This window comes from Variovorax stachyos (assembly GCF_051400855.1).
Lineage (GTDB): Bacteria > Pseudomonadota > Gammaproteobacteria > Burkholderiales > Burkholderiaceae_C > Variovorax.
This window is the reverse complement of sequence record NZ_JBLFFN010000001.1, coordinates 516,038-542,738: the sequence shown is the minus strand read 5'-3', so window position 1 is coordinate 542,738 and position 26,701 is coordinate 516,038. Positions and strand designations below refer to the sequence as shown.

Genomic DNA, 26,701 nt, shown 5'->3' with positions numbered 1-26,701 from the left:
GCAGCTACCCCACTTGCACCACGACCTTGCCCTTGGCGCGCCCACTCTCTACGTAAGCCAAAGCTTTGTGGGTGTCCTGAAACGGGAATACCTTGTCGACGACCGGGCGGATGGTGCCTGACTCGATGAGGGCACTGATCTCGCGCAACTGCGCCCCATCGGCCTGCATGAAGACGAAGGTGTATTGGACGCCGTTCTTCCGTGCCTTGTTCCTGATGCCGAAACTCAACAGGCGCAGCACTTGCCTGAGCGGCCAGGCCAGCCCTCGCGCGACGGCGAACGCCGGGGTGGGCGGCCCCGAGATGGAGATGAGATGCCCGCCCGGCTTGAGAATCTGGAGGGATCTGTTCAGCTCGTCCTTGCCGAGGCTGTTCAGCACGACGTCGTAGTCACGAAGCACCGTGGCGAAGTCCTGCTGCTTGTAGTCGATGACGAGGTCCGCGCCCAGGGCCTTCACCCAGGCGATGTTGGCCGTGCTGGTCGTCGTGGCAACGAACGCCCCCAGATGCTTCGCAAGCTGGATGGCGATGGTGCCGACGCCGCCGGAGCCGGCATGGATCAGAACCTTCTGTCCCTTTTTCAGCTTGGCGGTTTCGACCAGCACCTGCCAAGCGGTCAGGGCCACCAGAGGAACGGAGGCGGCCTCGACCATGCTGAGATTGGTGGGCTTGAGCGCCAGCGACGACGCCTTGACGGCAATGAACTCGGCGAAGGTGCCGATGCGATCATCGTCGGGGCGCGAATAGACCTCGTCGCCCGGTTTGAAGCCGCGAACGAGAGCGCCGACCCGCACGACCGTACCGGCCACGTCGTTGCCCAGGATCAGCGGGAGGCGGTAGGGAAGAACCAACTTGAATTCGCCGCTCTTGATCTTCGAGTCAAGGGCATTGATGCTCGCCGCGTGGACCCGGATCAGGACGTCATCGTCCCGCACCTCGGGTTCAGGCATTTCGGCAATGCGGCCAGCCTTCTGCTTTTCATAGCGATCGATGATGAAGGCTTTCATGTGGGGCTGTTCTTGCTCGCGAGCAGTGCCTTTGATGGTCATGTGCTGTTCCTTCGGTTCTGAGCTTTTTTGCCGGTTCAGGCGGCGGTTCGGTAGCGCTCTGCCACATGCGCCTGCCGGATGTCTGCGATCAGGGTCTGACGTGTCGCGTTCAGCACCTCCCAACGCGCGGCATCATGCAGCGGCGGGATGGTCACGAGTTCACAGCGGTCGAATCCGACAAGCGCGGCATCCACCAGCTCTTCCACGGCCATCAGATCAGGCATCGCACTGATATCCATGCCCGCGCGTTCCCAAATCTCGGTACGGGTTCCGGCGGGCAACACCGCCTGCACATAGATACCCTTGGGCGTGAGCTCCAGGCTCAGCCCCTGGGACAGGAACAGCACGAAGGCCTTGGTCGCGCCGTAGACCGACATGCCGAACTCGGGCGCCAGGCCAACCACCGAGCCGATGTTGACGATCGCGCCCTTGCCGGCCCGCACGAGGCGCGGGGCGACGGCACTGGCCAGCCTGACCAGCGCGGTGGTGTTGAGGGTGATCAGGCGAGCGACTTCGTCTGTCGTTTGGTCGATGAACTGCCCGGACAGCGCGGCCCCGGCGTTGTTGATCAGGGTTTCGATCCTGGCGTCCTCGCGCAGGCGCGCCTCGACTGCGGCAAGGTCGCCGGCTTTGGTCAGATCGGCCGCAAGGATATCGACGGCAGCGCCGGTCTCCTCGCGCAGGCGCGCAGCGAGCGTCTCCAGCCGCGCCTTGTCGCGTGCCACCAGCACAAGGTCGTGGCCGCGGCGTGCGAAGCGCTCGGCATAGATCGCGCCAATGCCGGTCGAGGCGCCGGTAATGAGAACAGTGGAAGGGGAAGTCATGTGGTTTGCTCTCGATCGAAAGGATGAGCCCATGCTGCGACAGGCAGCATGGAAAGGACGACTACCGACGCTGGAACCGTCTGCTGTGCCGTCGGGGAGATCTAATGATGTTGCCCATCATCTTTAAAGTCAAGGGTTTTGATGATGAGTAACATCAATGTATATTGATGCCTTCCCTGATGGGACATCTAGAGAGATCCTGGACATGAAGGTCACCAAAGCGCAGGCACAGGCGAACCGGGCGCGCATCATCGAGACCGCCTCCACGCTGTTTCGCGAGCGAGGCTACGACGGAGTGGGTATCGCAGACTTGATGGCGGGCGCAGGCTTCACACACGGCGGGTTCTACAAGCACTTCTCGTCCAAAACCGAACTGATGGCGGAAGCGGCGACCTGTGGTTTTGAGCAGACGGCCGCCAAGGCCGCAGGCGTCGATGCGGTGAAGTTCGTCAAGCACTACCTGTCCCGTGAGCACCGCGATGCTGCTGGTGACGGTTGCACGATGGCCGCACTGTGCGGAGATGCTGCGCGTCAGCCGGAGCCGGTCAGGACGGCTTTCGCGACCGGCCTTGAAAACATGCTGGCGACCTTGGGAAACCAGTTCGACGCGCCAGAAGAAGGCGATCAGGGCGGCGACGTGCGCGCCAAGCAGATCGAAGTCCTTGCGCAGGTCATCGGCGCCATAGTGCTGTCGCGGGCGTGTCCTGACGACTCATCACTCGCCGATGAAATTTTGGATGTCTGCCGCGCCGCAGTCCTGTCGAGGCTATCCTCCGCCTCTTGACTCTTCCGGTTCTCAGACATGAGGAGAACGACATGATCCAGCCGTCGATCGAGATCCGCAGTGCCACGTCCGATGAGATTCCGCGCGCCGTCGCAGCCATCGTGGCTGCATTCCTCACAGACCCGCCTGCGCGATTCGCGTGGCCTTCGCCGCACGACTATCTCTCGGCCATGCCCGTGGCCTCTGGCGAGTTCGCAGGCAGCTGTTTCCAGCATGGAACGGCCTATGTGTCCGTGGACTTCTGCGGCGCCGCACTCTGGCTGCCTCCCGGCGTGGAGCCGAACGGCGAGGCGCTCGCAAAGGTGTTCCATGACACAGCCAAGCCTGAACACATGGACGATCTGCTGGCCACCTTCGAGAAGATGGAGCAGTCGCATCCTCGAGAAGCTCATTGGTACTTGCCCCAGATCGGCGTCGACCCGAACACACAGGGAAAAGGCATCGGGGCGGCGTTGATGCGCCACGCTCTCGCCCGCTGCGACGAGGAACGATCACTGGCATATCTCGAGGCATCGAAGCCGGAGAACATCCCGTTCTACCAGCGCCATGGTTTCGAGGTGATAGGCGAGATCCAGGTGGGCTCGGCACCGCTCATCACGCCCATGCTCCGCAAGCCCCGCCGACCCTGACACCTGCTAAGGCGAACTTCGCCATCAGGCTTTGCAGGCGGTCGCAGGCATTCGGAAGCTGCCGCTCGATGGATGTCGCCACACCCAGCAGCAGTCCCGACCGCTGCGTGGAGGGCGAGCAATACCAAATGGACAACGGTGCTGGCGCAAGCCCGTACGCGTAGGCCTCCCGGGCGACCGCCTTGTCGTCGGCGCCATCGGGGAGCCTGACCACCACCGCCAACCCGGACGGATACGCCTCGATCCCTCGCGCCTCGAGGGCGGCAAGGAGAGCGTTGCTTCGGTCGCCATAGATGCGCTTCATGCGACGCAGGTGCCGCATGTAGTGACCGCCACGCATGAACTCGGCGATCGCCATTTGCACAGCCGGGCCAGGCGCGCTGCCCAGACAGGCCACCGCTTCGTCGAAACGAGTGACGAGGGACGGGGGAACGACGGCAAACCCGAGCCGTAGCGTCGGGCTGATCGTCTTGCTGAACGAGCCGATATGAATGACCCGGCTCAATCTGTCCAGCGAGGCCAAGGCTGGCGCCGCTCGGCGTCTCAGCTGGAGCTCCCCCAGGTAGTCGTCCTCGATGATCCATGCGTCGGCGCGTCTTGCCCAGTCGAGGAGTTGCACGCGGCGAGCGAGCGACAGTGTCGGCCCCAAGGGGGCCTGCTGTCCTGCGGTCACCAAGGCCAACGCCGCATCGGGAGCATGCAGCTCCCCGTAGCGGACATCAAGACCTTCTTCGTCAATGGGGACCGGGACTGTCTTGAGCCGCGCGATCTCCAGCGCCCTGCGGCTGAGGAGAAAGCCGGGGTTCTCTACCCAGGCTTTGCGGCCTTCGGCCTGAAGCACTCGCAGTGCGACGCCGAGCGCTCCTGAAAAGCCGGCCGAGATGAAGATCTGGGATGGCTTGCATTCGATGCCGCGTGACAAGGCCAGGTGGGCCGCAATCTCTCGTCGGAGCTCATGCTCGCCGCGAGGGTCTCGATAGCTCGCCGGTGCTTCGACTTCATCGCGTGCCGCACGCGATCGCAGCCGTGCGAACAAGGTATCCGGAAAGCAGTCCGATGCCGGCACGCCCATCTGAAAGACCGCAGGTCCTGGCATGAAGTGCTGATAGATGGCGGATGCCAGGTCCGTCTCGATCGAGCGTGCGCGTTCCGCGGCCGGTCGGGCGGCGGGGACGTGATTGGCGACTCTCGTCCCTTCGGCTCGAGAGGAAACGATCAATTGGGTATCGGCAAGCCGCTCATAGGCAGCCTTGACGGTACCGCGCGCCACGCCGAGTTGCGCAGCCAGGTCTACCCACGACGGCAACCTGGCACCGGGAACGAGGACCCCGTTCTGGATCGCGACGGCGACGCCCAGCCGAATCTGCTCTGCCAACGAAATTCTCGAGGCGCGGTCTAGCTTCAGATCCAGGAGGGTCATCGCATCTGGTGCATTGGAAATCGACGTTTTTGGTTCTTTTTCTTGGCCTTCGACGCCCTCATGATTCCAGGCACCAAGGAGCTAAACATGAACCTGAATCGCATTCTCTCAGTTGCCGTGGTGGCTACGAGCCTGGCCGTCGCCGGGGCCGCCGCAGCCCACGGCCGCGGCGACACGGTGGTGCCGAAGTTCGCAACCGCCATCCCGAACATCCCGGGCAAGTCACTCATTGCCCTGGAGGTCCTCTATCCGCCTGGAGGCGGCTCGCATCCGCATACCCATGCCAAGTCGTCCTTCATCTACGCCTACGTCGTCTCCGGCAGCGTGGTCAGCAAGGTCAACGACGAACCCGAGCGCGTCTACAAGGCGGGCGAGAGCTTCCACGAACTGCCCGGATCGCGCCATCCGGTGAGCCGCAACGCGAGCAAGGCGCACCCCGCGAAGCTGCTCGCCGTGTTTGTCGTCGACAGCGACGACAAGGAACTGACCATCAACGACAAGTAAAGGATCAACATGAGACTGGATTACACGAAGGCATCCCCTGGCGGTGTCAAGGCGTTTGGCGGCGTGTACGGCTACGTCGTGCAGTCGGGCCTGGACGACACCCTTGTCGAGCTGGTCTATCTGCGCGTGAGCCAGATCAATGGATGCGCCTACTGCCTCGACATGCATACCGCCAGCCTGATCAAGAAGGGCGTCACGCCGACGAAGCTTGCGCTCGTGCAAGCCTGGCATGAGGCGGGGCCGGTTTTCAGTGAACGAGAAAAGGCTGCGCTTGCCTGGGCCGAGTCCGTTACGCGCGTGGCGGACACGCACGTGCCGGAGCACGACTTCAACGCAGCGGCCAAGGTATTCAGCGAGAAGGAACTCGCTGACCTGACCATGGCCATCGGGTTGATGAATGCCTACAACCGGCTCGCGATCAGCTTTCGGCGTGCACCTGACTCGGCGTTGGCGGCGAAAGGCTAAGGCTGGGGACTACTTCTTTTGCCGCGGGCCCGCCGGTTGCGCTCGCCTTGGTTCTGCGGCAGAAGTCACTAAATCCAGCGCCTCCTCGTCGAACACAGCACCGTCGTCGTTCAGCCGGCGGCTAGAGTCCCTCGAGCCACATGTTGCGCAGTGGCACCAACAAGAACGAGGAGCCCCATGCCCAGACGCAGGAAGTCGAGTCCCCTGCCTGAACGCATCTGTTTCGGGTTGCGGTCAACTGCGGACCTTCATCAACGCCGCAGTAATCGGCGACTCCATCGTCTGGGGGAGACTCCAGTCATGCCATGTATCTGCTCGGCTCGGCCCTAAATGGGCACGGATCCGTTGTGGCGCGCCGGTAGTAGATCAGCTCGCCGTTTCCCGCAGCAAAGGTACGCAGCTTGAACCGGCCCGTGTTGCAGAGGAAGAAGGTGTCGTCCTGCTGGATGTCGACCGGATAGTCGCGCACACGCACGCCGGTCGCGTTGTAGATCGCGTTGGCGACGGCCGCAGCCACCCCGCGGCAGTGAAAGATCATTCGCTGAGCATTCGGGTTGCGCCCTTGACCAATGCGTCGTGCAACTCCTGCGTGACGCGTGACGAAGTCAGCACCACCAGCGGCACCATGATCCGTTCTCGCAGCGGTCTGGGCTGCACGCCCGCATAGCGATGCAGCGCAAAAGGCGCGGGCAGGCAGGTGCAGCCGCGGCCGGTGCCGATCTGCGCGAAGACGTGCAGCGGATCGGGTGCCGGCGCCTCCACCTTGGGACGAAAGCCATGCGCTGCGTACTGGCGCGTGAATTCGTCGTACATGCGCGTGTTGACGCTGCGGCTGAAGCGGAAGAACGGCGCCAGGGACTGCAGGTCACGCACCGCGATGCGCCGCTGGCGCGCGAGCTCCGAGGTCGCCGGAACGAAGGCCACGAGCGGCACCTGGTCGACCAGGTCGCCGCGCAGGCGATACATCGAAGCCGGCCAGAGCACGATGGCGGCGTCCAGCTCGTTGCGCCGTAGCGCCGAGGCGGCGGCGATCGTGGTCGTCGTCTGCACGTCGATCCCGCTCGCATGCCCCGCCTCCACCAGGCTGCGCTCCATCGCAGGCAGCCGGCGCAAATGGACCCAGTTCAGCACCCCCAGGCGAAGGCGGGGCAGCTTGTTCGCGGCCTGGGCCACGTGCTCGAGCGCGGCGTCGAAGCTGTGCATCAGTTCCGCGAAGCTGCGCATCGCCAGTTCGCCGGCGCTGGTCAGGCGCACGCCGTGCGTGTCGCGCTCGAGCAGCTGCACGCCCAGCTCGGCTTCCAGCTCCGCGACCTGCCGCGACAGCGGCGGCTGCGTGATGGCCAGGCGCTCGGCGGCGCGCCTGAAGTTGCACTCTTCGGCGACGGCCAGGAAGTAGCGGATCTGGCGGACGGTGACGGGTCTGGTCATCCAAAAAAGGTATCACAAAAAACGCAATTCCAAGGCCGGCCAGCGCTCCCTACAGTCGCGGGCGCAACAAGCCGTTGCGCCCGCCGGCCACCTGCAAATGCGAGCCGGCCGCCTCTTGCACCTCAACGATGACATCCAAGAAACGCCGTCTACCCGCGCCTTCCTCCTCCCGTTCCCTGGCCCTTTCCCCCGGTCGCCGCAGCTTCCTCGGCCGCGCATCCACCGCCGCGCTATGGCTCGGCGCGCCCTCGCTTCTCGTCGGTTGCGGTGGTGGCGGTGGAGGCGGCGACGCGTACGGACCGGCCTACGGACAAGACACTGGATCAGACAGCGAACTCGCGTCCTCAAGCCGCTTTGCCAGTATCCGCGCCGTGGAGGCAGCGTGCGCCGATCTCGAATCGCGCAAGCTCGAACCGATCGCCTACCTCACCGAGCTGACGGCGATCATGGCGAAGGACCGAAACTACGCGGAGACCGGCATCGACGAAAGCTCGCTGACGGCCTGGGGCACCTTCGTCGATGGCCGCGTGCACATGGTCACGCACAACTTCAAGCCCACCGGCACTTCGGCGCCGACCGCCGAAACCAGGGAGAGCCAGAACCAGAAGACGGCCGGAGTGCTGGCCGCCAAGCCGCCGGAGCTGCCCAGCTCGCGCAAGGCGCGGCTGATGCACTCCTTCTTAACGCCTTTCGACGGCCAGCCTGCCATCGCGGAGATGTCCGGCTGGCTCAGGTCCCACGACTACACACTGCAGCCGGGCGTCGAAGGCGATGCGCACATCACCACGCTGCGCCAGATCAAAGGGGACGGCTTCTTCTACATCAACACCCATGGCGGCGTGAAGCGCACGCGCTACCAGGACGACAGCACACCGCAGATGTACTCCATCCAGTCGTCCACGCTGATCGACACGGCACTGGAGGCCCAGCCCGATTTCAAGGCCGATCTCGCCGCCTTCCGCCTGACCTACTTCACGGCATACAACGGGCTCGCCACGGTGGACAGCAAGGGCGAAGAAGTCGCCTTGAAAGATACGCGCTACGGCATCACCGCCAACTTCGTCGATACCTACTGGGAATTCGCGCAGGACAGCGTCGTCATCATCAATGCCTGCAACAGCGCCAACAGCGCGAACAACAATTGGGTGATCGACTTCCTGATCGCCTGCCACCGCAAGGGCGCGGGCCTGTACCTGGGCTGGACGGAGATCTGCTCGCCGCCGGCCGCCTTCGACATACCCAAGTACTGCGTCGACCGGATGCTGGGCGCCAACCTCTTCAAGCCGCAGACGCCGAAGCAGCGCGCCTTCACGGGCGAAGAAGTGATCGCCCATATGCAGAGCAAGAACCTCAATCACGACACCGGCACGAAGGTCGGCGCGTACTTCATCGCCAAGCCCAATCCGCGCAGCGCGGTCAGCCACATCCTCTCGCCGTCCATTCACCATGTCGAGGTCGACGAACTGAACGACCAGATCAACCTCATCGGCGCTTTCGGCCGCACGCAGGGCAAGGTCTTCGTCAACGGGTCGGAGCGCCAGGTGACGCGCTGGGAACACGAGCTCATCGTGTGCGACCTGCCGCGCGTGGGCACGGGCTCGCACGGGCCGGTCTGGGTGGAGCTGGGCGCCGACCAGAGCAACCGGCGCACCATCAGCCAATGGAACATGCGCATCGACACGCACTGGTTCAGGCAGAACTACCCGAGCCTGGCGGTCGACGGCCCGATACGCACCCGATGGCGCGCCGACGTGGGACCAGTGCGCGACACCTGCGGCGAGGAAGTGAAGCGGCCGGTGCGCTACGCCATCGGCACCTACGAATCCTTCATGGAGCTCGCGGCGGGAGGCTCCTTCCCCGTGGCGCCGGACTGCACCATCACCTGGAGCGGCCAGGCCAGCTTCGCCTCGCAGGTGAAGCTGATGCAGGAGCCCGGCGCCGGCGACCGCGTGATCTTCACGTACCTGCGGATCGATACCGACACGAAGCTCGGCGCCATGGGCCTGGCAATGGGTGCGAACGCCGGACCGTTCGTGGAGCACGGCTGCAGGTCCACCGAGCCGTTCGCCTCGGCGCTGGGCCTGCTGGACGGCCCGCAGGATTTCGAGGTCATGGGCGCGGCGGCGACGATCCCCCTGCCGGCAAAAAAGATCGCGCTCAGCAGCGATCTCTCCATCCTCGGCGATGGCCACCTGGACGACAGCCTGCGCCTGCAATGGAACACGGCGCCGATCGAGTCGCCCCCTGCCGATGCCGAACTGATCTGATCCGGCGCGGCACTGCGCCGGCGTCAGGAGATCAGGCCGTGCTCCTGGAGCTCCTTCTTCTCGTCGCCGGTCACGTATGTTTTCCAAGTCCAAGCAGCCGCGATAGTGGAACGTGTCACGTTGAACGGACTTCGTTTTGCCACGTGAATAGCTCTGCTCATCGCAGTGGGCTGCACGAAATCGGAGCCACTGCCTTTGAGCGACCACCAGTTGGCGCTCTCGCGGTTTACTAGTGAGAAGCAGCTTCGCTCGGGTTTCCCGATACGAGGTGTTTAGACGCTCGTCGGAGTCAGCCAGAAAAGCGCTGGAACAAGCGTCCATTTCGCTCGGTGAGCTTGCCGTGGGACTGACCTGGTACACCTGGTTCGAGCAGGGGCGAGACATACGCGTGTCGGAGAAATTCCTGCTGAGCGTGGCCCACGCGCTCAAGCTCGATGACGCCGAATGCATGCACCTCTTTCTTCTGGCTCACAACCGCCCGCCGCCGCCCGAGGCGCACCAAGGTGCCTGCGTCACACCGCTCATCCAGACACTGATGGACGAGCTGGCGACAAGGCCGGCGTATGTCGCCAACCTGCGCTGGGATGTCATTGCCTGGAACACGGCCGCCGACGATCTGTTCGGCTTCAGCGCTCGGTCACCTGGGCTGCGCAACATCTTGCGCATGGTGTTTACCGATCCCGACACGCGACGGCGCCTGCCGGGGTGGCGCGACGATGCGCCCAAGCTGCTGGCGCAGTTCCGCTACGACCTAGCCCTGGCGCCGGAGGACCCCTCCATGGTGGCGCTGGTCGAGGATCTGATGGAGCTGTCGGCGGACTTTCGGCGCTGGTGGGAGACGCCGGACAGTGCGCAAGCCTGCCGAGGAATCGAATCCGTCATGACTGCAGCGGGAGAGCGCAAGGAGTTCCAGCACGAGACCTTGGTCGTGGATGAACACCGGCACCTCAGGATGGTGGTGCACTTCGCCGAACCGGCGGGCCACTGAAGCATCCACCGGTCTCGAAGACGAAGCGAACCATGCTTGAGTGAGTACACCTTCACCTCTAAGGAGGACCTTCGCAAGTGTTTCGTTCCGCGGTGAACAACGGCGCGTTCGTGTCGTCAAAGTACATGCTCACTACACGCCGCAAGACGCCTGTCGGCCACAAGCATCGGTGATCGGGCGGGCCGAGTAGCTCGCAGAGTTGTCTCTCTAGACTCGTAGTCCCTTTACGAAGGAGAGCTCGAATGACGTACTTCACCGGAATCGATGTGTCGCTGCGTTCCGTTTCGATCTGCATCGTCGACGAGCATGGCGAGGTGTGCCACGAAGCCAAGACGGCAGCGCAGCCCGCGGCAATTGCTCAATGCTTGAGCAGCTTCAGCGCAGATGTGAAGTCCGTCGGCCTGGAAGCGGGCACCTTGACCCAGTTCCTTGCCTACGGCATGCAGGCGGCCGGCTTTGAGGTGATCTGCATGGAAGCCAGGCAGGTCAAGAACACCCTGGCTGCCATGCGCAACAAGACCGACCGCAACGACGCGCGTGGTATCGCGCAGATCCTGCGCACCGGCTGGTACAGCCGTGTGCACGTCAAGAGCATGCATAGCCACCGCGTGCGAGCACTGCTCGCCAGCCGCAAGGCGATCCTGAAGAAGTGCGTCGATCTGGAGAACGAGCTGCGCGGGCTGCTCCGGGTGTTCGGAATCTGCCTGCCACCTCGCGTGGGCCATGGCAGCTTCGACGCCCAGGTGCGGCAGACCTTCGCCGCCGACGAAATGCTGGCGTGCGCGCTCAACCCGTTGCTCGACGCCAGGACGGTGCTCTACAAGACCTACCTGAAGCTCGACAACGCCATCAAGGGACTGGTGAAGACCGATCCGGTCTGCAAGCTGCTGATGTCGGTGCCCGGGGTGGGCCCAGTTACCGCCTTGTCGTTCAAGGCGGGCGTGGACGATCCGGGTCGGTTCACGTCCTCTCGCACCGTGGCCGCGCACTTCGGGCTCACGCCGAGGCGCTTCCAGTCTGGGGAGAGCGACAGCCCAGGGCACATCTCGCGCGCCGGCGACGCCGATGTGCGCTCGGCGCTCTACGTGGCGGCGCACTCGCTGCTCACGCGCAACGAGCAGTGGTCATCGCTGAAGGCCTGGGGCATACGGCTGGCCAAGACCCGAGGCCATCGGCGCGCGGTGATTGCGGTGGCGCGCAAGCTGGCGGTGATCCTGCATCGCATGTGGGTCGATGGCACGGTGTTCCGCTGGGGTGCTCAGGAGGTCGTCGCATGAACAGCTGAGCGAGACGAACCCTGCTGAATGGTTGTTGTGAAGATTCGTTGAGGTGTAGACGATGGTCCGGATGAAGCCGCAAATGACTGCTGCGCATCAAAGCGCGTCCATAAGCGTGGCTCTCCGCTCCGTCTGACCAATGCGTGCAGCGCCGAGCCAGAAAAAGGCCCCGGGCCCGACTGCGTAGAGAAGCGTGACCTGCACCGAGACGATTCCAGCACAATGCCCACAACACAAAGACAGCCCCCTGTTGACAAACGGGCCCGATCAGAGAAGCGGTCTGTCGACCTCGGCTCAGAATTGGCGCGATAGCGGACGTTCGTTCATTTGGGCCATTGAGCCTTCAAAGCTGCCGCCACTGGCGGGCACCCTCCAACATCTGCCTTCCGTGGGTGGCGTTAAAGGCGCTGGGCTGCTGGGCTCCTTCCCGGCGAACTTATGGGGTATACGGCCCTAACATGCAACTCGCGATCAACCGCCTCGGGAAGAACCGGAATTTGCCGGAAGCGTCCTATTCACCCCAAGGCACACCGAACAAGATGACTCTGCGACCACTCTTCTTCGGCGAGCTCGCTCGTGCAATTGCAGATCAACCAGCACGCGCGAAGTGTTAGGCAGGCGACCGTAATGGGCACCACGGGGCCTCCCGCCCAGCGGCGCTCAGCTTTCCTGGCTAGAGTGCCTTGAAATCATTGATTTCGAAGTCTTGAGTTCTCTGCGGCGACCGGAATTCAAGGGGAAGTGCCAAGGCATAGTCAGTCAAGAAGACTGACTTCTTCTTCGTTTCAAATCCTTTGTCTGTTTTCGTCGAGCACGCAAACCAGACCGCGTTACCAGAAATATTCGTGTTCAGTGCGGCTGCGCTCCCGATTTTTTCGACGACGCATTCGGAATTTTCAGTCAAGAAGTTAAATGCTTGCGGTCTATTGCCGTACTTCGCCTCGGTCAAAAGCTTGTCGCCGATCTTCATGCTCGCGGGCGCGAACTTGAATGGAACAACGTCCTTCACTTCGTTGTACGGGACGGGGAAGGTGTCACCTTTGATGATGGCATCGCTTCTCAGCTGAAAGAAGCCAGCCCAATGCAAATACACGAATCGGGCAGTCAAGAAATCATTGTTCCTGAGTTCGCGGACTTCCCGATAGAAGCCGTCACCCAGGTTCGTAAACTTGACATCGTAGGGAGTGACCTTTGGGGCCTGGTCCCCTACACCAGACTGGCGCAAGGTCATCTTGATCGCAATATCACCGACGCCCGCCTTCGGCTTTAGGCCGACGTCAGTCAATTTGGCTTTCAGAGCAGCAGACGGATAAGCAGTGGTGTATTCCTTCGTCAGGTACCCACTGAAATCAGCGTCGATCTTCTCGACGGTTGGATAGGCTGCACAGCCAGCAAGAACTGCCGCAAAAGCAGCGCACGAGAGACCTTGAAAGAACCGCCGTTGAATCAGCATGTGCATTGCTCAAAAAACGATGAAGCCGCAGATGGTAGCAGGGTGCTACAAGATGTGTGCTGCGCAACAGCGCCCAACACAAGGGTCGCGACGTGGGATGTGGGTGCTAGATCGGCTGCAGCTTTCCAGCCCGATCCCGCACGATTTCTCCGACAAACACCTTGTCGTCGTCGATGTACTTCACTTTCCTCACTTTGCTCGTCGGCAGCGTGGATGGGCCCCCCTTGCTCCGGCCCGGTGTGAGGCTACAGTCGGCAAAACCGGTCCAATGAACTCTCGTCTATGAACATCCAGGAAGCGCGCTCCTCCGATGCGCCGATGATTGCCTCCGTCCTACAAGAGGCAGCTGAGTGGCTCGCCGGCGACGGTCGATCTCTTTGGTCAGCAGCCGAAATTGGTCACGAACGCGTCCTGCGGGACGTGAGCAGCCGGCTCTTCCACGTTGCCCGGCAGGGCGAGGAAGTGGCCGGAGTCATGAAGTTCGAGTTGGAGGACGTCTATTTTTGGCCCGAGGTCCTGCCTGGCACCTCGGCCTTCGTTCACAAGCTCGCCGTCCGCCGAGCGTGGGCGAAGAAGGGAGTCTCGACCGAGCTTCTATCCTATGCCCGGACTCGAGCCCAAGAGCTTGGGCGTGCTCACCTTCGCCTGGACTGCGTCGCGGACCGCCAAGGGCTACGAAGTCTCTACGAAGACTTCGGCTTCGACTTGCACAGCGTCGTCGAGATAGGAGCCACCTCGTTTGCGAGGTATCAACTCTCGACGGCAGCACCGTAGGGAGCGCGCGAAGGCGCCAACCGGCTACAGTCGGCCATGAGCCGTCATTCGCTCAAGCAGCCTGTACGTCCGCTTCAGGACTGATCGCGTACGTGTGCAAAGTGTCGACGTCCGCTTGTCAGTCCGTCACTTCAAAAACCGGCATCTGCCAGCTATTGGGCAAACTTGAATAGAGTTCGCCGCTAGCGCATTGCCTCGAGAACACGCCTGGCCTCCCGCAGGTCATGCGTGTCGAATCCCTCCGAGAATTCTTCGTACACCGGCCGCAACAAGCCGCGCGCATCATCCAGGCGGCCCTCGTTCATCCACGCCCCCGCCAGGCTCGTCGCGCATCGAAGTCGCCAGGCCAGGGCTTCGTGCTGCCGGGACGTCTCCACCGCTTCGACCAGCAGGGCCTCGGCCAAGTGGCTTGCCTCAGGCCTCCGGCCCATGAGGTTCGCTTTTGCGCGCAGCAGCTCCGACAACGAGCATCGATCCTCGAAGCGTCGGGCGCGCTCGATGCCCGCCGTGGCCAACTCGATCCCCTCGTCTTCGCGGCCGAGCCGGCCTAGCGCCTCACACACCGCCGAAACGAAGCCCGTGTAATGCAGCACGTAGAGTGCTTCGCCGATCTCGTCGAAGGCCGGACGCAGGTCGCGCTCATAGGCCAGGCCGTCGCCGACACCCAGCGCGTGCAGGCCGCTCCACATGCGTCCCCGGGCCTTCCAGGTCGAGATGCCGTGGCGGCGCGTGGCCGCGACGGCCGCTGCGGCAGCGTCCGCCAGCGCTGACACGCCGCCGGTCAGGACGGTGATCGCGCACAGCCCTTCCGTGAGCGCGTAGCAGATCGACGGCGCGTGGTCGAGGGCGCGTGCGCCTTCTACCGCCTGCCGCGCCGCACGCATGGCCTGGTCCGCAAAGCCTTGAAGCCACAGCGTGTGCGCCAGCGAGCTCAGGGAAATCATCTTCTGCTCGTAAATGAAGCGGGTCGGGTGCGAGCGGTACAACGGCGCCTCATAGTGCTCGGCCACGCGTTGCAGCCCGCCGCGGGCCTCGCCCAAGCGTCCGAGGCAGAGCAGCGACATGCCCGTCATCCGGGTGCCGATGAAGCTGTCGGCCTTGTGAGGCCGCGTTTCGGACAATGCCGAGAAGCGCCGCGCCAGGGCCAGAGCGGCGTCGTAGTTGCCGTTGAGGTAAGTGACACTCCACGTCCCCCAGATCGCACGCAGCCGGTACTCATCGTCGCTCAGCCTCTCCGCGTACTCCAAGGCGCGCCTGAAGGCGGCGCCGGTCTCCGAGCCGACGCCTTGGTACAGCAGGGAGGCGCCCTTTGCGGCATACAGCTTCATTCGGGAGCGGCCGTCCACCACTTCCTCTTCGTCCAGATGGGCCAGGGCCTGGTTTACGCGCGCCAGGCATTCCTCAAGAAGCCCGAACTGCATCCACAGCGGCACGGCGCTCGTGGTCAGCGCGATGCCGAGCGATGGGTCGCCTTCCGGCGAAAAGCTCCAGTTGACCGCCGCCCGCAGGCCCTCGAGGTGGCCGGCGTACCGCGCGACCCACTCGGCCGTGGGCAGGGTCTCCCACTCGATCTCGGCCCGCACGAAGATGTCGCGGTGGTGTTGCGCGTGGCGCAGGGAATACTCCCGCAGGACTCCGCGAGCCTGCATCTTCTCGCGCGCATAGATCTGGGTGGTCTCCAGCAGGCGGTACTTCGCGCGGGCCGCACCATCTACCGAAATGAGGGACTTCTCCGCCAGCTGCGCGAGGCACTCGACCACTGCGGCTGGCGGTATGTCCGGCGAGGATGCGACGGCCGATGCGGACTCCATCGAGAACGAACCGGAAAAGATCCCCAGCCTGCCGAGCACCTCGCGCTCCTGCGTGGGCAGGAGCTCGTAGCTCCAGTCCAAGGTGGCGCGCAGCGTCTTCTGCCGCGGCAGGGCGGTACGGGCGCCGCCCGTGAGCAGGTTGAACCGGTCGTCGATTCGGTCGGCAACGCCCTCCAGTCCGAAGACCCGCACGCGCGCGGCGGCAAGCTCGATGGCCAGCGGAATGCCGTCGAGGTGCCGGCAGATGCGCGCCTTGAGCGCGGCAGCCTGCGCCTTGCCGGACGGCGCCTCGCCCCCAGCTGAAGCGGCGCGGGCATCGAAGAGTTGCAGGGCGCCGAAGCTCAGCAGCTCGTCCACGTCGCGGACCTCCTCGCCAGGCACGTCGAGCGATGCGACCCGGTAGACATATTCGCCGTCGACCTTGAGCGCCTCACGGCTCGTGGCGATGACGCTGGCGAACGGCCCGGCGCGCAACAGCTTCTCGGTGATTTGCGCCGCCGCGTCGACCAGGTGCTCGCAGTTGTCCAGCACGAGCAGGATGCGTCGATGGCTGATCGCCGCGGCGATCCGATCCAGCGAGGGGGTGCCTGCGCCCTGCGGAAAGCCGAGGGCCTCCGCCACGGTGGCGGGAAGAAACTCCGCCGCCCCCACGGGCCCCAGCTCGGCGATCGACACGCCATCGGGAAAGCCGGCGGCCAGGCGGCGGGCGGCCTCGATGGCCAGCCGCGTCTTGCCGACGCCACCGGCTCCCACCAGGGTAATCAGCCGGCTGCTCGCGGCGAGCTCAACGATCTCCCGCAGTGCCGCGTCGCGCCCGATCAGGGGCGTCACGCTTACCGGCAGCGCACGCCCTGCCGAAGCGACGTGCGACGCGGCTTGCAGGCCCTCGGAACCCGGAGCGTCGAGCCGATCCGCGATCTCGGCGACGAACTGGTAGCCGCGGCCGGCGACGGTTCGGATCACCGTCCGGTCCTCACCGAGTGCGCGGCGCAGCGCCGAGATCTGCGCCTCGAGCGTGTTCTCTTCGACGATCCGGCCGGGCCAGGCCCGCAGGATGAGGTCGTCCTTGGCGACCACGGCGCCCCGCCCGTCGATGAGGGCGACCAGGATGTCGAAAGCCCGGCTGCCGAGGCTGACCGGGCGGCCTTCGCGCAGCAGCTCGCGCCGCTGTACAGACACCTGGCAGCGGCCGAATGCGAACGACTGGCTCGGGGAAGCGGCGAGTTTCATCCTGAACAAAGGCGGGCCTGCACAGCCGGGTGCGCGGAGTTTAAGGCGCGTCATGCGCGGGGTGAATACGCCTGAAGGAGCAGCTTTCAGCTGTTTTCAGTTTTCGCCAGCGCGCATCCGGGACGCCCAGGAGGCGGCCCGGTACCTTTGCGCCATCACCCGGCCATCTTCTCCGCTGGATCAGGAGCACCCCATGAGCTACGTCACGTCACGGGACGGAACGAGGATCTTCTACAAGGACTGGGGCACGGGCCGCCCCGTCGTCTTCTCCCATGGCTGGCCGCTTGACGCGGACGCTTGGGACGCGCAGATGCTGTTCCTGCTGCACAACGGCTACCGAGTGATTGCGCACGACCGCCGCGGGCACGGGCGCTCGGACCAGCCGGCGGCCAGCAACGACATGGACACCTTCGCGGATGACCTCGCGACCCTGATCGAGGCGCTCGACCTCGAGTCCGCCGCCCTGGTCGGCCACTCGACCGGGGGCGGCGAGGTGGCCCGCTACGTCGGCCGTCACGGCACCCGGCGCATCGAGCGGATCGTGCTCATCGGCGCGGTGCCGCCGCTCATGCTGAAGACGGCCACGAATCCACAAGGGCTGCCGACCGATGTGTTCGACCGCATCCGGGCCGGCGTCGCGGCCAACCGGCCGCAGTTCTTCCTGGATCTCGCTATCGCGTTCCATGGCTACAACCGGCCCGGTTCGACGCGTTCGCAAGGGGTGGTCGACGGGTTCTGCCTCCTCGGCATGCGCGGCGGCATCCGGCCCGAGTACGACTGCGTCGAGGCCTTCTCTGAAACGGACTTCAACGAGGACCTCGAGAAGTTCAACGTGCCGACGCTCTTCATCCACGGCGACGACGATCAGATCGTGCCCTTCGTTGCCTCTGCCTCGGCAGCATCGAAACGCGTCCGGAACTCGACGCTCAAGGTGTACGCGGGCGGTTCGCACGGCATTTGCTCGACGCAGGCAGACCGGATCAATGCCGACCTGCTGGCCTTTCTGGACGACTGAACTCAAAGGAGAACACCATGCTTGGACTGACACCCCTGGGCGCGATCCATACGGCCATCAGCCTCGTGGCGCTGGCGTCGGGCGTACTCGCGCTCCTGCACCACCTGGAGATCTCGCCCATCACGAGGCTCGGGCGTGTCTACGTCTGGACCACGGTGCTGACCTGCATCACGGGCTTCGGCATCTTCCAGCACGGCGGCTTCGGCCAGGCGCATGCACTGGGCGTGGTCACGCTGGTGGTGCTGGGCCTCGCCGGGCTGGCGACGAGGCGGCGCGTCTTCGGCAAGGCATCGCCCTACGTCGCGACCGTCGGCTATAGCGCGACCTTGTTCTTCCACATGATTCCGGGACTGACCGAGACCTTCACCCGTCTGCCGCTCGGTGCCCCCCTGTTCTCGGGCCCCGAGGATCCGGCGCTGCAGAAGGCCGTCGGAGCTTGCTTCGTCCTGTTCGTCGCCGGGGCGGCCTTGCAGGTTCGCCGTCTCTTCGGACTGCGGTCGCAAACCTCGATGCCGGCCGGGCAAGGTGCAAAGCCATGAACCCGTTCAGCTGCTTCCTCGCCTTCGCGCTGGTGCTGCTCGGCTTCGCCGGTCCGGCGCAGGCGGCCGATCAGGGACTGGTCCGCGTCCGGGTGGAGCCCTTCATCAGCCTTCCCGACAACGTGCGCCATCCGGAAGGACTGGCCTCCAACCCGGTGAACCGCGAGATCTACGTCGCGACCTTCGATGCGCGCATGCCCGAGGCGGCGCGCAACAACCAGCTGCTGCGCTACTCGCAGGACGGTCGGCTGCTGGCGCAGAAGAGCTTCGGGGCTATGCCCCTGACCGGCATCGAGCACGCCGACGGCAAGCTCTACATCCTGAACTTCGGTGCCTCGAAGCTGCAGCGCATCGACGCCGACTTCACTGCATCGTCGCCGGTCGAGGACCTGGTCGAGTTCAAGGCATTGATGCCGCCTGTGCCGTCGCCGAGATCGATCTCGAACCCCGACGGCAGCAAGGACGTCATCACCTTCGGATCGAGCGGCTTCCCAGCGCCCAACGGCATGGTCTTCGACAAGGCGCGCAACCTCTACATCTCCGATTCGTTCCAGGGCGCGATCTACCGCATCGAGCGGGCGACGCGTTGCGCACCGTGCGCGCTGCAAGTGCTGTCGCGCGATCCGCTGCTGACCACTGCCGGCGCCTTGCCCTTCGGCGCAAACGGCCTCGCGTTCAATGCCGACGAGAGCGCGCTCTACGTCAACAACGCTGGAGACGGCCGGCTGCTGCGCATGGCGCTGTCCAGCGGCGCGGTCGAGATCGTCGCGGAGAGCGTGTTCGGCGCCGACGGCCTGCTGTTCCACAAAGGGCTCCTCTGGATCGCATCCAACCAGGCGGACGTTGTGCTCGGACTGGACGAAAAGGGCCGGACGCTAGTTCGTGCGGGCGAATTCGAGGGCATCGGAAGTGACGGCGCGCCGAGAGGCCTGCTGTTTCCTGCCACCACGGCCGTACAGGGCGACTGATGGTGGTCACGAACCTGGCCCTGGCGCTGACGGCTGCCGAGGGTGACGAGTGGGAGGAGCAGGTGACCCGCTGGAACCTGGTCCGCTTCAGGATCCCCGGCGCCGTGCGCTGAACAGTAAGACCGATTTTTTCCTGCCTGGGCCGCCGAATCCGCGCCGGCGTCCAAAAGGCTTCCGCGCGGCGACTCACCACTCGAAAGGAACATCATGGGCACGATCACGACCAAGGACGGCACGGAGATCTACTACAAGGACTGGGGCAAGGGCCAGCCGATCGTTTTCTCCCACGGCTGGCCGCTGTCGGCCGACGATTGGGACAACCAGATGCTCTTCTTCCTGGCGCAGGGGTACCGCGTGATCGCGCACGACCGCCGTGGCCACGGACGCTCCAGCCAGACCTGGACCGGCAACGAGATGGACACCTACGCCGACGACCTGGCCGCGCTCACCGCCGCGCTGGACCTGAAGGACGCGATTCACGTCGGCCACTCCACGGGCGGCGGCGAAGTGGCCCGCTACCTCGGGCGCCACGGCACGAAGCGAGTCGCCAAGGCCGTGCTGATCGGTGCGGTGCCGCCGCTGATGCTCAAGACAGCCGCCAACCCTGGTGGGCTGCCGATCGATGTGTTCGACGGCATCCGCGCCGGCGTCGCAAGCAACCGCGCAGAGTTCTACCGCGACATCACGCTACCCTTCTACGGCTACAACCGAGCGGGCGCGAAGATCTCCGAGGGCATCCGGCAGCACTGGTGGCTGCAGGGCATGATGGGCGGCATCAAGGCGCATTACGACTGCATCAAGGCCTTCTCGGAAACCGACTTCACCGAAGACCTGAAGAAGATCGATGTGCCCACCCTGGTGATGCACGGTGACGACGACCAGATCGTGCCCATCGGCGCCTCGGGCCTCATGTCGGCCGAGCTGGTGAAGCACGCGCAGCTCAAGGTCTATGCCGGCCTGCCACACGGCATGTGCGCGACGCACCCCGACGTTGTCAACGCCGACCTGCTCGCGTTCATCAAGGGCTGATCTGCGTGCGCCCGGAGCCATCATGAACACCTTCAAGCTCTCCGCGGCCACGGTGCTCGGCCTCTCGCTGATGGTGCCGCCGGCCGGCGCGGCGGGGGGCGGCTCGGCCGACACCACCACGGCGCCCACGCGGCGCATGAACGTCGCGGACAAGAGATTGCCTATCGCGTGATCGGCGCCGGACCCGGCGCGCCCCTGCTGCTGCTCAATCGATTCCGCGGCACCATGGACCACTGGGACCCGATGCTGATTGATCGCATCGCGACGAAGCGGACGGTGATCATGTTCGACCAGCCCGGCTTCGACGCCTCGCTATGGCAGGTTGCGACCAAGCCTGTGAACGACGATCAGGACTTCCTCTTCCTGCTCTTCGAGCCGACGGCGACGAGCCGTTCCGCGGGGCAGGCCTATCTCTCCCGCCTGAACGCACGCAAGGACGCGTTCGTGAAGCACGTGGAGCCGGCGGCCTGGCAGGCCCAGCTGAAGGCCGCCATCGCAGTGGGGTCGGAGAACACGTCGCTGCTGCCCCGGTTGGGCGAGGTGCCGCACCCGGTGCTGGTTGCCAACGGACGCCACGACGTCATGGTCCCGACCTACGCCTCCTTTGCCATGGCGCAGCGGTTGCCGAACGCGAGGCTGGTCGTCTATCCGGATTCCGGACACGGATTCCTCTTCCAGTATCCGGAGGAGTTCGCGCACGAAGTTCTTAGGTTCGTCGAGCAACGGTGAACCATTCCGTCACAAGCCACCATTTGAGTTGTACCTGCGCTTCTCCGGAAGGTAAGAAGCTAGCGCAGCTGCTTTGAATCCAGCGGTCACGCCGGAGTGCTCGTCTATGCAGCGCTCGACGATCGCTCGCGCTTGTAGAGCAGACGAGCAGACGTTCGGTGCCCTGGGTGGAAGGACTGAGTTGGGCCCCACTGCGACATTCAGGCGTCGCGACCTTAGGACCGCAACCAGTAGTCTGAAGCAGAAGCTTGATTCAATTGCTGGCGCAGTCGACCGTTGCCGGCAATGCGCCTTCATTTCGGTCTCGGGCCCTAGCCACTGCTCCAACCCTCCCCTTGAAGCGCTATCCACCCCGATCGGGTGATCTCCCGAACTACAACGCCCGCTTGGGGACCTCCGCCCCTCGGGTCCAGCACAACCTGCACGGTTGCCTTTAAATGACCGGCGATCACCAGCTGACTGGCCGCCTCCGCCTCCGGATCGTCCGTCAGGATGAGGGGAAGCCCTTCGCGAGCGATGCGATGCAGCAGCGCGATGCTGAGTGGAGTGGGGAGGCGGCGCGACACGCGGGCGAAGGTACATGCGCGTTGCAGATATCCCAAATCGGGATACTCGCGCAGACCACCTGACCGGTCCTGGCTTGAGATCTGTCGGGGAGGGGCGCAACAGCCCTTGGAACCGCCTGACCTTGGAAATGCCGTGACGCCGACAGTCCGAGGCGCGGAAGCCCTGCCAAGACACGAACGTCCGGCAGGGCTTCTTTTTTGGCGACCCGCTCGGCACCGGCCGTTCGGCGCGGTAAATGCGCCGGGCATCGCCGCGTGCGCGATGCCCCCTTCCGTTAAGTCTTCGTTCAGGGCCCCTACCTACCATCCCCAGCGTTCATCAACGAGGACCCATGAAAACCAAACTGTTGCTTGCTGCGGCATGCGCACTCAGCGTCGCACCCCTGGCCTTTGCCCACGACCAACCCCATTGGAGCTACCACGGCCACGGCAGCGCGGCGCACTGGGCCGAGCTGGATGAAGGCTTCAAGCTCTGCAAGCTGGGCAAGCACCAGTCGCCGATCAACGTCGACACCCGGGCGGTCGAGAAGGCCTCTGGCGCGAAGCCCCTCGGCTTTGCCTACGCGGCCGAGACCGGCGAAGTGGTCAACAACGGCCACACGATCCAGGTCAACCTGCCCGCCGCCGGCTCGATCACCCTCGATGGGGTCGAGTACAAGCTGCTGCAGTTCCACTTCCACACGCCCAGCGAAGAGAAGATCGACGGCAAGTCGTACCCCTTGGTTGCGCATCTGGTGCACAAGAACGCAGAGGGGCAGCTCGCCGTGGTTGCGGTGCTGTTCAAGGCGGGCAAGGAGAACGCGGCGCTGAAGCTCGTGTTCGACCACCTGCCGGCCAAGGAAGGCGAGACCCTGAAGCTGGACGTCGCCATCAATCCGGCCGACCTGCTGCCCGCAAATCGCGCCTACTACGCTTTCATGGGCTCGCTCACGACGCCGCCGTGCAGCGAAGAGGTGCATTGGCAGGTGCTGAAGACGCCGGTCGAGCTCTCCGCCTCGCAGCTTGCCGCGTTCAGGAAGCTCTACAAGATGAATGCGCGGCCGGTGCAGCCGCTGAACGACCGCAAGGTGCTGGCGGTCAGCGCGAACTGAGCTGGCTCGTGGCCTCACGGGCAGGCACTTCATGGAACAGGCGTTGCGCGGCGGTGGACATCGTGGGCTCCCCGTTGCCAGGGGCTCGCCTGGGCAAGCGCTTCGGTGTAGGTGGCCAACTTGCCGCCGATGGCGCTCGCCTCGGCCGGTGCATGCACCTAACATCGAACCTATCGATGCTGCCGAACAATGCCATGAGTTCGCCCAGACTCCCAACCCCGCACGAGTTCGCCGTGCTGCGCGTGCTTCGTGCCGATGCTGAACACCTGTCGCGCACAGCCGCGAGGATGGCGGCGACCTATCTGCCCACCATCGAGTTGCCCGCCACCTGGCGGTCGGTGCTGACGCGAGCGCTCAACGAGCGAGCCGGTGACCTATCGTGCCCGCCGCTCGATGAACTGCAAGCGGAGTACGGCAGGCCTGGCGCGTGGCTGCCCGCCTCATATCACGGTGATGCCACGGACGCACGCTTCTGGCTCGTGGGTCTGCAAGAGCGCGCGGCCGAGTACCTGCCCGAATCACCACCCAGCTCTTGATCGCGCACCTTGCCCCCCGTTGCTGCGGGAGGCACCCGGGACTAAACTTTCGATGCTCGCGCATCGCGAGCGGCACCGAACGCTGGAAGGAGGGTTGTGGCATGGCCTTCTACTTGACGCGCTTCAGCTATACCCCGGAAACCTGGGCTCGATTGATGAAGAACCCCGAAGACCGCCGCGAAGCTGCACGCAAATACATCGAGTCGGTCGGAGGGAAGCTGCACGGCTTCTGGTACGGATTCGGCACGTACGACGGCTTCAACCTCTGGGAGGCGCCGGACAACGTCTCGATGGCCGCGGTCGCGATTGCGATCGGCGGGGGTGGCGCGTTGTCGAAGATCGAGACGACGCCCCTGCTCACCGTCGAGGAAACTCTGGACGCCCTCCGCCGCGCGCAGTCAGTTGCCTACCGGCCGCCCGGAGCGTAGTCGTGGCAGGTGCTGAAGACGCCGGTCGAGCTCTCCGCCTCGCCGCGAACTGAGCCGCTCACCACCGCGGCCAATCATCAGCCCGCTTCCGCTCCACCCGCGCGGCACCCCACACCACGTGCAGCTTTCTGCCCTCCCGCGCCAGGCTGTCCGCCACCTTCTCGATCACGACCCGCCGCCGCAGGCTGCCGCCCGGCACGTCCAGCTCCCAAAGCTCCAGGGAGCCGTCCGGCCTTTCCTCCACCAGGATGGAGAAGCGGCCAATGCCATCGCGGTATTTGAGGGTGCGGCAGTACATGGGGATCTGGTGGAAGAGGGAAGCGCCAGTGCGTAACCTCAAAACCGCGAAAGTTCCCTCCGCCCTTGGCGCGGCAGGCGCCTTCGAGGACGAGCCGCGAGCCACCCCACAGCGCCAGCCTACGAACGGGTTGTGTACTCCAGCGCCCAGAAGTACTGCCATTCCCGGTACTCGATGGCCGCCGCATGCGGAGCGACGATGGCCCTCAGCGCATCCCGGTCCGGAAAATTCTTCAGCACGCGATGCGTCGAGCCATCGGCCAAGGTCCGCACCTGGTAGGTGTTGCCTTCGGCATCGCTCTCCGCAATAGGCGTGCTGCTGCCCGGGACGAAGCGGTTGTCCAGAAAGACCACCTTCGCGCCCGGCTCGATCGCGGCATGGAAGCCGCGCAAGAACTCATCGATGCGCGAGCGCAGGATATGCGACCACCAGAAGCCGGCAAAACCCGCGTCGCACCTGACCGTGGAGGAGGGGAGGCGGTAGGCATCGCCCTCGACGAGCTGCACCTTCGCTGCCGGCACGCGGGTCTCGGCGATGCGCAGCGTCTCGGGTGCTGCATCGACCGCCACCACGCGCTCCGCGGCCGGCGCGTAGAACTGGGTCCAGTAGCCGGTGCCGCAGGCGACCTCCAAGACCGAGCGGCCCGCGAACACGGTCGGAAGCCAGCTTTCGATCTGCCGCAGGTCGGATTGCCGTTCAGGCTTCAGGTAGATCCTGTCGTACTCGTTCGCCCGGGCCGCGTAGTAGTCCTGCATGGATCAAGCTCGATTCGTGGGGGAGGGGACCGGGACGTCGAAATGCAGCACGTCTTCGCGCACCCCGAGCTTCGAATACAGCGCGATCGCCGGCGCGTCAGGCGGATCTGCCTGCACGAAGATGACATAGGCCCCGCGCTCGGCGCCGACGCGCTGAAGCTCCCGGATCAGCCCGGTGGCAACCCCCCGTCGCCGGTGCGCAGCGGCAACGGCAAGGTCGTAGATGTAGATCTCGCTGCGCTCCTGCTCGAACTTTTTCAGTTCGTAAGCGGCGAGGCCTCCGATGACCTGCGACGCTTCCACCGCCGCCAGTGCAATGAAGGTGTCGCCGGCGAGCAGCTGCCGAAGGTACTCTGGCCGAGGGCGCTTGGCCCCGTAGGTCTCCACATCGTCGAAAGCCTCGCCGAAGACGGAGAGGAGGGCGTTCATGAGCTCCCCCGAATCTTCGGTGAGGCGTTGGATGGTGTAGCTGCTTGTGGTGCTCATGGTCTCCATTGCAGTCATCGCCGCGGCAGGGGCTCGCCGGGCTGTGCCAGCATGAGCGCGAACAACTCGCTGCGGAAATGGATGCCGATCCGCGCGAAGGCGCGGTTGCGGTAGGTCTTGACGGTGGGCAGGCTGATGCCGAGGTCGGCCGCGATGCCCTCCTGCGACATGCCCTGGAGGATGCGGATGCAGACATCGATCTCGCGCGCACTCAGCTCCGGCTGCAAGGCCAGCAGCCGCTCGCCCATGCCCTGCTTCGGCACCGGGCCGGCCAGCGCAATGTGCTTGCGCGCCAGCGCCATCAGCAGACCGCCGAGCCGGCCGAACTCGGCGAGCTGGGTGTCGCTGAGCGCGCGCTGGTGCCGGTGGCGATAGAAGTTCAGCGCGAAGAGCGAATGGTCGGCCTCGTCCTGGACCACCGACACGCGCTCGGCCACGCCGTGGGCCTCGTACACCTTGGCGCGATGTTCGGGCGGGACTTCGCAAGCCGTGATGTGGCACAGGCGCAGTGCCTCGCCGGCATCGCGCTCTGCTGAGGGCGGGCGCAAGGTGCGATCGCCCGAGATGGGACCGGAGAGATACGCACGCCAGCAATCGCGGGTGGTGTCGGGCACGCCCAGACTGGCGCTGAAGAAGATGGTCGGCTGCGCGCCGATGCGGTAGACCGACACGGAATCGAGCGGCAGCAGCTCGCGCAGGCCGTCGAGCAGGGTCGCGCCGAACCCGGGCTCGCCGAGGGTCGACACGGCCGCGGCGAGTCCGTGGGGGGCAGTGGGGGCAGGGTCGGCGGTCCAGGTGCGCATGGGGATCGAGGGTTATCCCGTCATCTTCGGGGATGACAGGGCCGCGCGGCCACCGGACTTACGCTAGCCGGATGACCGACCCGCTCGCACCGCCCGCGCTCGAATATTTTGCCGACTTGCAGGTGGACGTCGGCACCCCCCAGGTGCTGGGGCAGGGGCCGGCCGGGCTGCGCCGCGTGGTCGCGATAAGCGGCGGCAGCGCGCAGGGCGTTGGCTGGCGCGCACGCGTGCTGCCGGGAGGCAGCGATTTCCAGTTGATCGCCAGCGAAACCCTGTCGATCCTCGATGCGCGCTACGGCCTGGAAACGGAGGCCGGGGAGCTCGTCTACGTGCAGAACCACGCGGTGCGCACGGCGCCCGCCGACGTGATGTCGGCCCTGCTGCGCGGCGAGGCAGTCGACCCGGCGCGCATCTACTTCCGATGCGTGCCGCGCTTCGAAACCGCGGCGCCGTCGCTTCGCTGGATCAACGAGCGCGTGTTCGTCGGCGTCGGCGTGCGGCACCCCGCGCAGGTGGTGATGCGCTTCTTCGCGCTGGCCTGAGCGCGGTCCAATTC

At 64.9% G+C, this 26,701-nt stretch carries 29 protein-coding genes and 1 pseudogene; 18 read left to right on the top strand and 12 right to left on the bottom strand.

The window, feature by feature from the left end; genetic code table 11:
* Nucleotides 1-4 precede the first annotated feature (4 nt).
* Both ACMGEZ_RS02685 and ACMGEZ_RS02680 read right to left on the bottom strand, forming a co-directional pair.
* Nucleotides 5-1,006: an NADP-dependent oxidoreductase gene (locus tag ACMGEZ_RS02685; protein WP_436820814.1), complete on the bottom strand. Its 1,002-nt coding sequence runs from the start codon at nt 1,004-1,006 to the stop codon at nt 5-7.
* Between the two features lie 77 nt (nt 1,007-1,083).
* Nucleotides 1,084-1,872 (bottom strand): SDR family NAD(P)-dependent oxidoreductase, encoded by a 789-nt coding sequence (locus tag ACMGEZ_RS02680; RefSeq protein ID WP_436820689.1) that lies wholly within the window; start codon nt 1,870-1,872, stop codon nt 1,084-1,086.
* Between the two features lie 205 nt (nt 1,873-2,077).
* On the opposite strand from ACMGEZ_RS02680, the gene ACMGEZ_RS02675 reads away from it, so the two are divergent.
* Together ACMGEZ_RS02675 and ACMGEZ_RS02670 are read left to right on the top strand one after the other, a co-directional pair.
* Nucleotides 2,078-2,656, top strand: coding sequence for a TetR/AcrR family transcriptional regulator (locus tag ACMGEZ_RS02675; protein WP_436820688.1), 579 nt, complete (start codon nt 2,078-2,080; stop codon nt 2,654-2,656).
* A 32-nt stretch (nt 2,657-2,688) separates the two neighbouring features.
* A complete protein-coding gene (locus tag ACMGEZ_RS02670; RefSeq protein ID WP_436820687.1) occupies nt 2,689-3,285 on the top strand; it encodes a GNAT family N-acetyltransferase in 597 nt (198 codons plus the stop codon).
* On the opposite strand, the gene pdxR is transcribed toward ACMGEZ_RS02670, so the two are convergent.
* Complete coding sequence (gene pdxR / locus ACMGEZ_RS02665; RefSeq protein ID WP_436820686.1) at nt 3,251-4,705, bottom strand: MocR-like pyridoxine biosynthesis transcription factor PdxR; 1,455 nt, start codon at nt 4,703-4,705, stop codon at nt 3,251-3,253. The genes ACMGEZ_RS02670 and pdxR overlap by 35 nt on opposite strands.
* An 87-nt stretch (nt 4,706-4,792) precedes the next feature.
* On the opposite strand from pdxR, the gene ACMGEZ_RS02660 reads away from it, so the two are divergent.
* Complete coding sequence (locus ACMGEZ_RS02660) at nt 4,793-5,209, top strand: cupin domain-containing protein (RefSeq protein WP_436820685.1); 417 nt, start codon at nt 4,793-4,795, stop codon at nt 5,207-5,209.
* A 3-nt stretch (nt 5,210-5,212) separates the two neighbouring features.
* On the top strand, nt 5,213-5,674 hold the full coding sequence (locus tag ACMGEZ_RS02655; RefSeq protein WP_436820813.1) for a carboxymuconolactone decarboxylase family protein: 462 nt from the start codon (nt 5,213-5,215) through the stop codon (nt 5,672-5,674).
* A gap of 298 nt (nt 5,675-5,972) precedes the next feature.
* On the opposite strand, the gene ACMGEZ_RS02650 is transcribed toward ACMGEZ_RS02655, so the two are convergent.
* Both ACMGEZ_RS02650 and ACMGEZ_RS02645 read right to left on the bottom strand, forming a co-directional pair.
* Nucleotides 5,973-6,212: a hypothetical protein gene (locus ACMGEZ_RS02650; protein ID WP_436820822.1), complete on the bottom strand. Its 240-nt coding sequence runs from the start codon at nt 6,210-6,212 to the stop codon at nt 5,973-5,975.
* Entirely contained in the window at nt 6,209-7,102 is an 894-nt protein-coding gene (locus ACMGEZ_RS02645) for a LysR family transcriptional regulator (protein WP_436820684.1), read from the bottom strand. The genes ACMGEZ_RS02650 and ACMGEZ_RS02645 overlap by 4 nt, the downstream gene beginning before the upstream one ends.
* 371 nt (nt 7,103-7,473) lie before the next feature.
* On the opposite strand from ACMGEZ_RS02645, the gene ACMGEZ_RS02640 reads away from it, so the two are divergent.
* Entirely contained in the window at nt 7,474-9,369 is a 1,896-nt protein-coding gene (locus ACMGEZ_RS02640) for a hypothetical protein (protein ID WP_436820683.1), read from the top strand.
* 189 nt (nt 9,370-9,558) lie between these two features.
* Here ACMGEZ_RS02640 and ACMGEZ_RS02635 read toward each other — a convergent pair.
* Nucleotides 9,559-9,690, bottom strand: a pseudogene (locus ACMGEZ_RS02635) (hypothetical protein); the annotation flags it as partial.
* On the opposite strand from ACMGEZ_RS02635, the gene ACMGEZ_RS02630 reads away from it, so the two are divergent.
* Together ACMGEZ_RS02630 and ACMGEZ_RS02625 are read left to right on the top strand one after the other, a co-directional pair.
* Nucleotides 9,638-10,357 carry an MmyB family transcriptional regulator gene (locus ACMGEZ_RS02630; protein WP_436820682.1) on the top strand — a complete coding sequence of 240 codons (720 nt, stop codon included), beginning with the start codon at nt 9,638-9,640 and terminating at the stop codon, nt 10,355-10,357. The pseudogene ACMGEZ_RS02635 and the gene ACMGEZ_RS02630 sit on opposite strands and share 53 nt — an antisense overlap.
* 242 nt (nt 10,358-10,599) lie before the next feature.
* On the top strand, nt 10,600-11,634 hold the full coding sequence (locus tag ACMGEZ_RS02625) for an IS110 family RNA-guided transposase (RefSeq protein WP_436820681.1): 1,035 nt from the start codon (nt 10,600-10,602) through the stop codon (nt 11,632-11,634).
* 673 nt (nt 11,635-12,307) lie between these two features.
* Here the strand turns inward: ACMGEZ_RS02625 and ACMGEZ_RS02620 are convergent.
* Entirely contained in the window at nt 12,308-13,087 is a 780-nt protein-coding gene (locus ACMGEZ_RS02620; RefSeq protein ID WP_436820680.1) for a hypothetical protein, read from the bottom strand.
* 282 nt (nt 13,088-13,369) lie between these two features.
* On the opposite strand from ACMGEZ_RS02620, the gene ACMGEZ_RS02615 reads away from it, so the two are divergent.
* Complete coding sequence (locus tag ACMGEZ_RS02615; protein WP_436820679.1) at nt 13,370-13,861, top strand: GNAT family N-acetyltransferase; 492 nt, start codon at nt 13,370-13,372, stop codon at nt 13,859-13,861.
* Nucleotides 13,862-14,043: 182 nt separating this feature from the next.
* Here ACMGEZ_RS02615 and ACMGEZ_RS02610 read toward each other — a convergent pair whose 3' ends face one another.
* On the bottom strand, nt 14,044-16,902 hold the full coding sequence (locus tag ACMGEZ_RS02610) for an ATP-binding protein (protein ID WP_436820678.1): 2,859 nt from the start codon (nt 16,900-16,902) through the stop codon (nt 14,044-14,046).
* Between the two features lie 193 nt (nt 16,903-17,095).
* Here ACMGEZ_RS02610 and ACMGEZ_RS02605 point away from each other — a divergent pair, with 193 nt between their 5' ends.
* The 9 genes from ACMGEZ_RS02605 (at nt 17,096) to ACMGEZ_RS02565 (ending at nt 23,803) form a co-directional block, all read left to right on the top strand.
* Complete coding sequence (locus tag ACMGEZ_RS02605) at nt 17,096-17,917, top strand: alpha/beta fold hydrolase (protein ID WP_436820677.1); 822 nt, start codon at nt 17,096-17,098, stop codon at nt 17,915-17,917.
* Nucleotides 17,918-17,934: 17 nt separating this feature from the next.
* A complete protein-coding gene (locus ACMGEZ_RS02600) occupies nt 17,935-18,456 on the top strand; it encodes a DUF2306 domain-containing protein (protein ID WP_436820676.1) in 522 nt (173 codons plus the stop codon).
* Nucleotides 18,453-19,424 (top strand): SMP-30/gluconolactonase/LRE family protein, encoded by a 972-nt coding sequence (locus ACMGEZ_RS02595; protein ID WP_436820675.1) that lies wholly within the window; start codon nt 18,453-18,455, stop codon nt 19,422-19,424. The genes ACMGEZ_RS02600 and ACMGEZ_RS02595 overlap by 4 nt, the downstream gene beginning before the upstream one ends.
* A gap of 207 nt (nt 19,425-19,631) precedes the next feature.
* Nucleotides 19,632-20,453: an alpha/beta fold hydrolase gene (locus ACMGEZ_RS02590; RefSeq protein WP_436820674.1), complete on the top strand. Its 822-nt coding sequence runs from the start codon at nt 19,632-19,634 to the stop codon at nt 20,451-20,453.
* 22 nt (nt 20,454-20,475) lie between these two features.
* Nucleotides 20,476-20,625, top strand: a complete 150-nt coding sequence (locus tag ACMGEZ_RS02585) for a hypothetical protein (protein WP_436820673.1) — start codon at nt 20,476-20,478, stop codon at nt 20,623-20,625.
* Complete coding sequence (locus ACMGEZ_RS02580; RefSeq protein ID WP_436820672.1) at nt 20,622-21,182, top strand: alpha/beta fold hydrolase; 561 nt, start codon at nt 20,622-20,624, stop codon at nt 21,180-21,182. Before ACMGEZ_RS02585 ends, ACMGEZ_RS02580 begins: the two co-directional genes overlap by 4 nt.
* Before the next feature lie 898 nt (nt 21,183-22,080).
* On the top strand, nt 22,081-22,839 hold the full coding sequence (locus tag ACMGEZ_RS02575) for a carbonic anhydrase (RefSeq protein ID WP_436820671.1): 759 nt from the start codon (nt 22,081-22,083) through the stop codon (nt 22,837-22,839).
* 176 nt (nt 22,840-23,015) lie between these two features.
* Nucleotides 23,016-23,375: a hypothetical protein gene (locus tag ACMGEZ_RS02570; RefSeq protein WP_436820670.1), complete on the top strand. Its 360-nt coding sequence runs from the start codon at nt 23,016-23,018 to the stop codon at nt 23,373-23,375.
* A gap of 101 nt (nt 23,376-23,476) precedes the next feature.
* Nucleotides 23,477-23,803, top strand: coding sequence for a GYD domain-containing protein (locus tag ACMGEZ_RS02565; RefSeq protein ID WP_436820669.1), 327 nt, complete (start codon nt 23,477-23,479; stop codon nt 23,801-23,803).
* Between the two features lie 58 nt (nt 23,804-23,861).
* Here the strand turns inward: ACMGEZ_RS02565 and ACMGEZ_RS02560 are convergent, their stop codons facing one another.
* The 4 genes from ACMGEZ_RS02560 to ACMGEZ_RS02545 form a co-directional block, all read right to left on the bottom strand.
* Nucleotides 23,862-24,101 carry a hypothetical protein gene (locus ACMGEZ_RS02560; protein ID WP_436820668.1) on the bottom strand — a complete coding sequence of 80 codons (240 nt, stop codon included), beginning with the start codon at nt 24,099-24,101 and terminating at the stop codon, nt 23,862-23,864.
* A 119-nt stretch (nt 24,102-24,220) separates the two neighbouring features.
* Nucleotides 24,221-24,856, bottom strand: a complete 636-nt coding sequence (locus ACMGEZ_RS02555) for a class I SAM-dependent methyltransferase (RefSeq protein WP_436820667.1) — start codon at nt 24,854-24,856, stop codon at nt 24,221-24,223.
* 3 nt (nt 24,857-24,859) lie between these two features.
* Entirely contained in the window at nt 24,860-25,342 is a 483-nt protein-coding gene (locus ACMGEZ_RS02550; RefSeq protein ID WP_436820666.1) for an AAC(3)-I family aminoglycoside N-acetyltransferase, read from the bottom strand.
* A gap of 14 nt (nt 25,343-25,356) precedes the next feature.
* Entirely contained in the window at nt 25,357-26,145 is a 789-nt protein-coding gene (locus ACMGEZ_RS02545; RefSeq protein WP_436820665.1) for a helix-turn-helix transcriptional regulator, read from the bottom strand.
* 71 nt (nt 26,146-26,216) lie between these two features.
* Here ACMGEZ_RS02545 and ACMGEZ_RS02540 point away from each other — a divergent pair, with 71 nt between their 5' ends.
* Nucleotides 26,217-26,687 (top strand): DUF3237 domain-containing protein, encoded by a 471-nt coding sequence (locus ACMGEZ_RS02540; protein ID WP_436820664.1) that lies wholly within the window; start codon nt 26,217-26,219, stop codon nt 26,685-26,687.
* The last annotated feature ends 14 nt before the right edge of the window (nt 26,688-26,701 follow it).

Bases quoted from the DNA above. Each gene is read 5' to 3' on its own strand.
- ACMGEZ_RS02595 (WP_436820675.1), top strand. From the start codon at position 18,453: ATGAACCCGTTCAGCTGCTTCCTCGCCTTCGCGCTGGTGCTGCTCGGC.
- ACMGEZ_RS02625 (WP_436820681.1), top strand. From the start codon at position 10,600: ATGACGTACTTCACCGGAATCGATGTGTCGCTGCGTTCCGTTTCGATC.
- ACMGEZ_RS02560 (WP_436820668.1), bottom strand. From the start codon at position 24,101: ATGTACTGCCGCACCCTCAAATACCGCGATGGCATTGGCCGCTTCTCC.
- ACMGEZ_RS02550 (WP_436820666.1), bottom strand. From the start codon at position 25,342: ATGAGCACCACAAGCAGCTACACCATCCAACGCCTCACCGAAGATTCG.
- ACMGEZ_RS02660 (WP_436820685.1), top strand. From the start codon at position 4,793: ATGAACCTGAATCGCATTCTCTCAGTTGCCGTGGTGGCTACGAGCCTG.
- ACMGEZ_RS02620 (WP_436820680.1), bottom strand. From the start codon at position 13,087: ATGCTGATTCAACGGCGGTTCTTTCAAGGTCTCTCGTGCGCTGCTTTT.
- ACMGEZ_RS02565 (WP_436820669.1), top strand. From the start codon at position 23,477: ATGGCCTTCTACTTGACGCGCTTCAGCTATACCCCGGAAACCTGGGCT.
- ACMGEZ_RS02555 (WP_436820667.1), bottom strand. From the start codon at position 24,856: ATGCAGGACTACTACGCGGCCCGGGCGAACGAGTACGACAGGATCTAC.
- ACMGEZ_RS02605 (WP_436820677.1), top strand. From the start codon at position 17,096: ATGAGCTACGTCACGTCACGGGACGGAACGAGGATCTTCTACAAGGAC.
- ACMGEZ_RS02600 (WP_436820676.1), top strand. From the start codon at position 17,935: ATGCTTGGACTGACACCCCTGGGCGCGATCCATACGGCCATCAGCCTC.
- ACMGEZ_RS02585 (WP_436820673.1), top strand. From the start codon at position 20,476: ATGAACACCTTCAAGCTCTCCGCGGCCACGGTGCTCGGCCTCTCGCTG.
- ACMGEZ_RS02675 (WP_436820688.1), top strand. From the start codon at position 2,078: ATGAAGGTCACCAAAGCGCAGGCACAGGCGAACCGGGCGCGCATCATC.
- ACMGEZ_RS02650 (WP_436820822.1), bottom strand. From the start codon at position 6,212: ATGATCTTTCACTGCCGCGGGGTGGCTGCGGCCGTCGCCAACGCGATC.
- ACMGEZ_RS02680 (WP_436820689.1), bottom strand. From the start codon at position 1,872: ATGACTTCCCCTTCCACTGTTCTCATTACCGGCGCCTCGACCGGCATT.
- ACMGEZ_RS02575 (WP_436820671.1), top strand. From the start codon at position 22,081: ATGAAAACCAAACTGTTGCTTGCTGCGGCATGCGCACTCAGCGTCGCA.
- ACMGEZ_RS02685 (WP_436820814.1), bottom strand. From the start codon at position 1,006: ATGAAAGCCTTCATCATCGATCGCTATGAAAAGCAGAAGGCTGGCCGC.
- ACMGEZ_RS02545 (WP_436820665.1), bottom strand. From the start codon at position 26,145: ATGCGCACCTGGACCGCCGACCCTGCCCCCACTGCCCCCCACGGACTC.
- ACMGEZ_RS02540 (WP_436820664.1), top strand. From the start codon at position 26,217: ATGACCGACCCGCTCGCACCGCCCGCGCTCGAATATTTTGCCGACTTG.
- ACMGEZ_RS02590 (WP_436820674.1), top strand. From the start codon at position 19,632: ATGGGCACGATCACGACCAAGGACGGCACGGAGATCTACTACAAGGAC.
- ACMGEZ_RS02570 (WP_436820670.1), top strand. From the start codon at position 23,016: ATGCTGCCGAACAATGCCATGAGTTCGCCCAGACTCCCAACCCCGCAC.
- ACMGEZ_RS02610 (WP_436820678.1), bottom strand. From the start codon at position 16,902: ATGAAACTCGCCGCTTCCCCGAGCCAGTCGTTCGCATTCGGCCGCTGC.
- ACMGEZ_RS02670 (WP_436820687.1), top strand. From the start codon at position 2,689: ATGATCCAGCCGTCGATCGAGATCCGCAGTGCCACGTCCGATGAGATT.
- pdxR (WP_436820686.1), bottom strand. From the start codon at position 4,705: ATGACCCTCCTGGATCTGAAGCTAGACCGCGCCTCGAGAATTTCGTTG.
- ACMGEZ_RS02645 (WP_436820684.1), bottom strand. From the start codon at position 7,102: ATGACCAGACCCGTCACCGTCCGCCAGATCCGCTACTTCCTGGCCGTC.
- ACMGEZ_RS02615 (WP_436820679.1), top strand. From the start codon at position 13,370: ATGAACATCCAGGAAGCGCGCTCCTCCGATGCGCCGATGATTGCCTCC.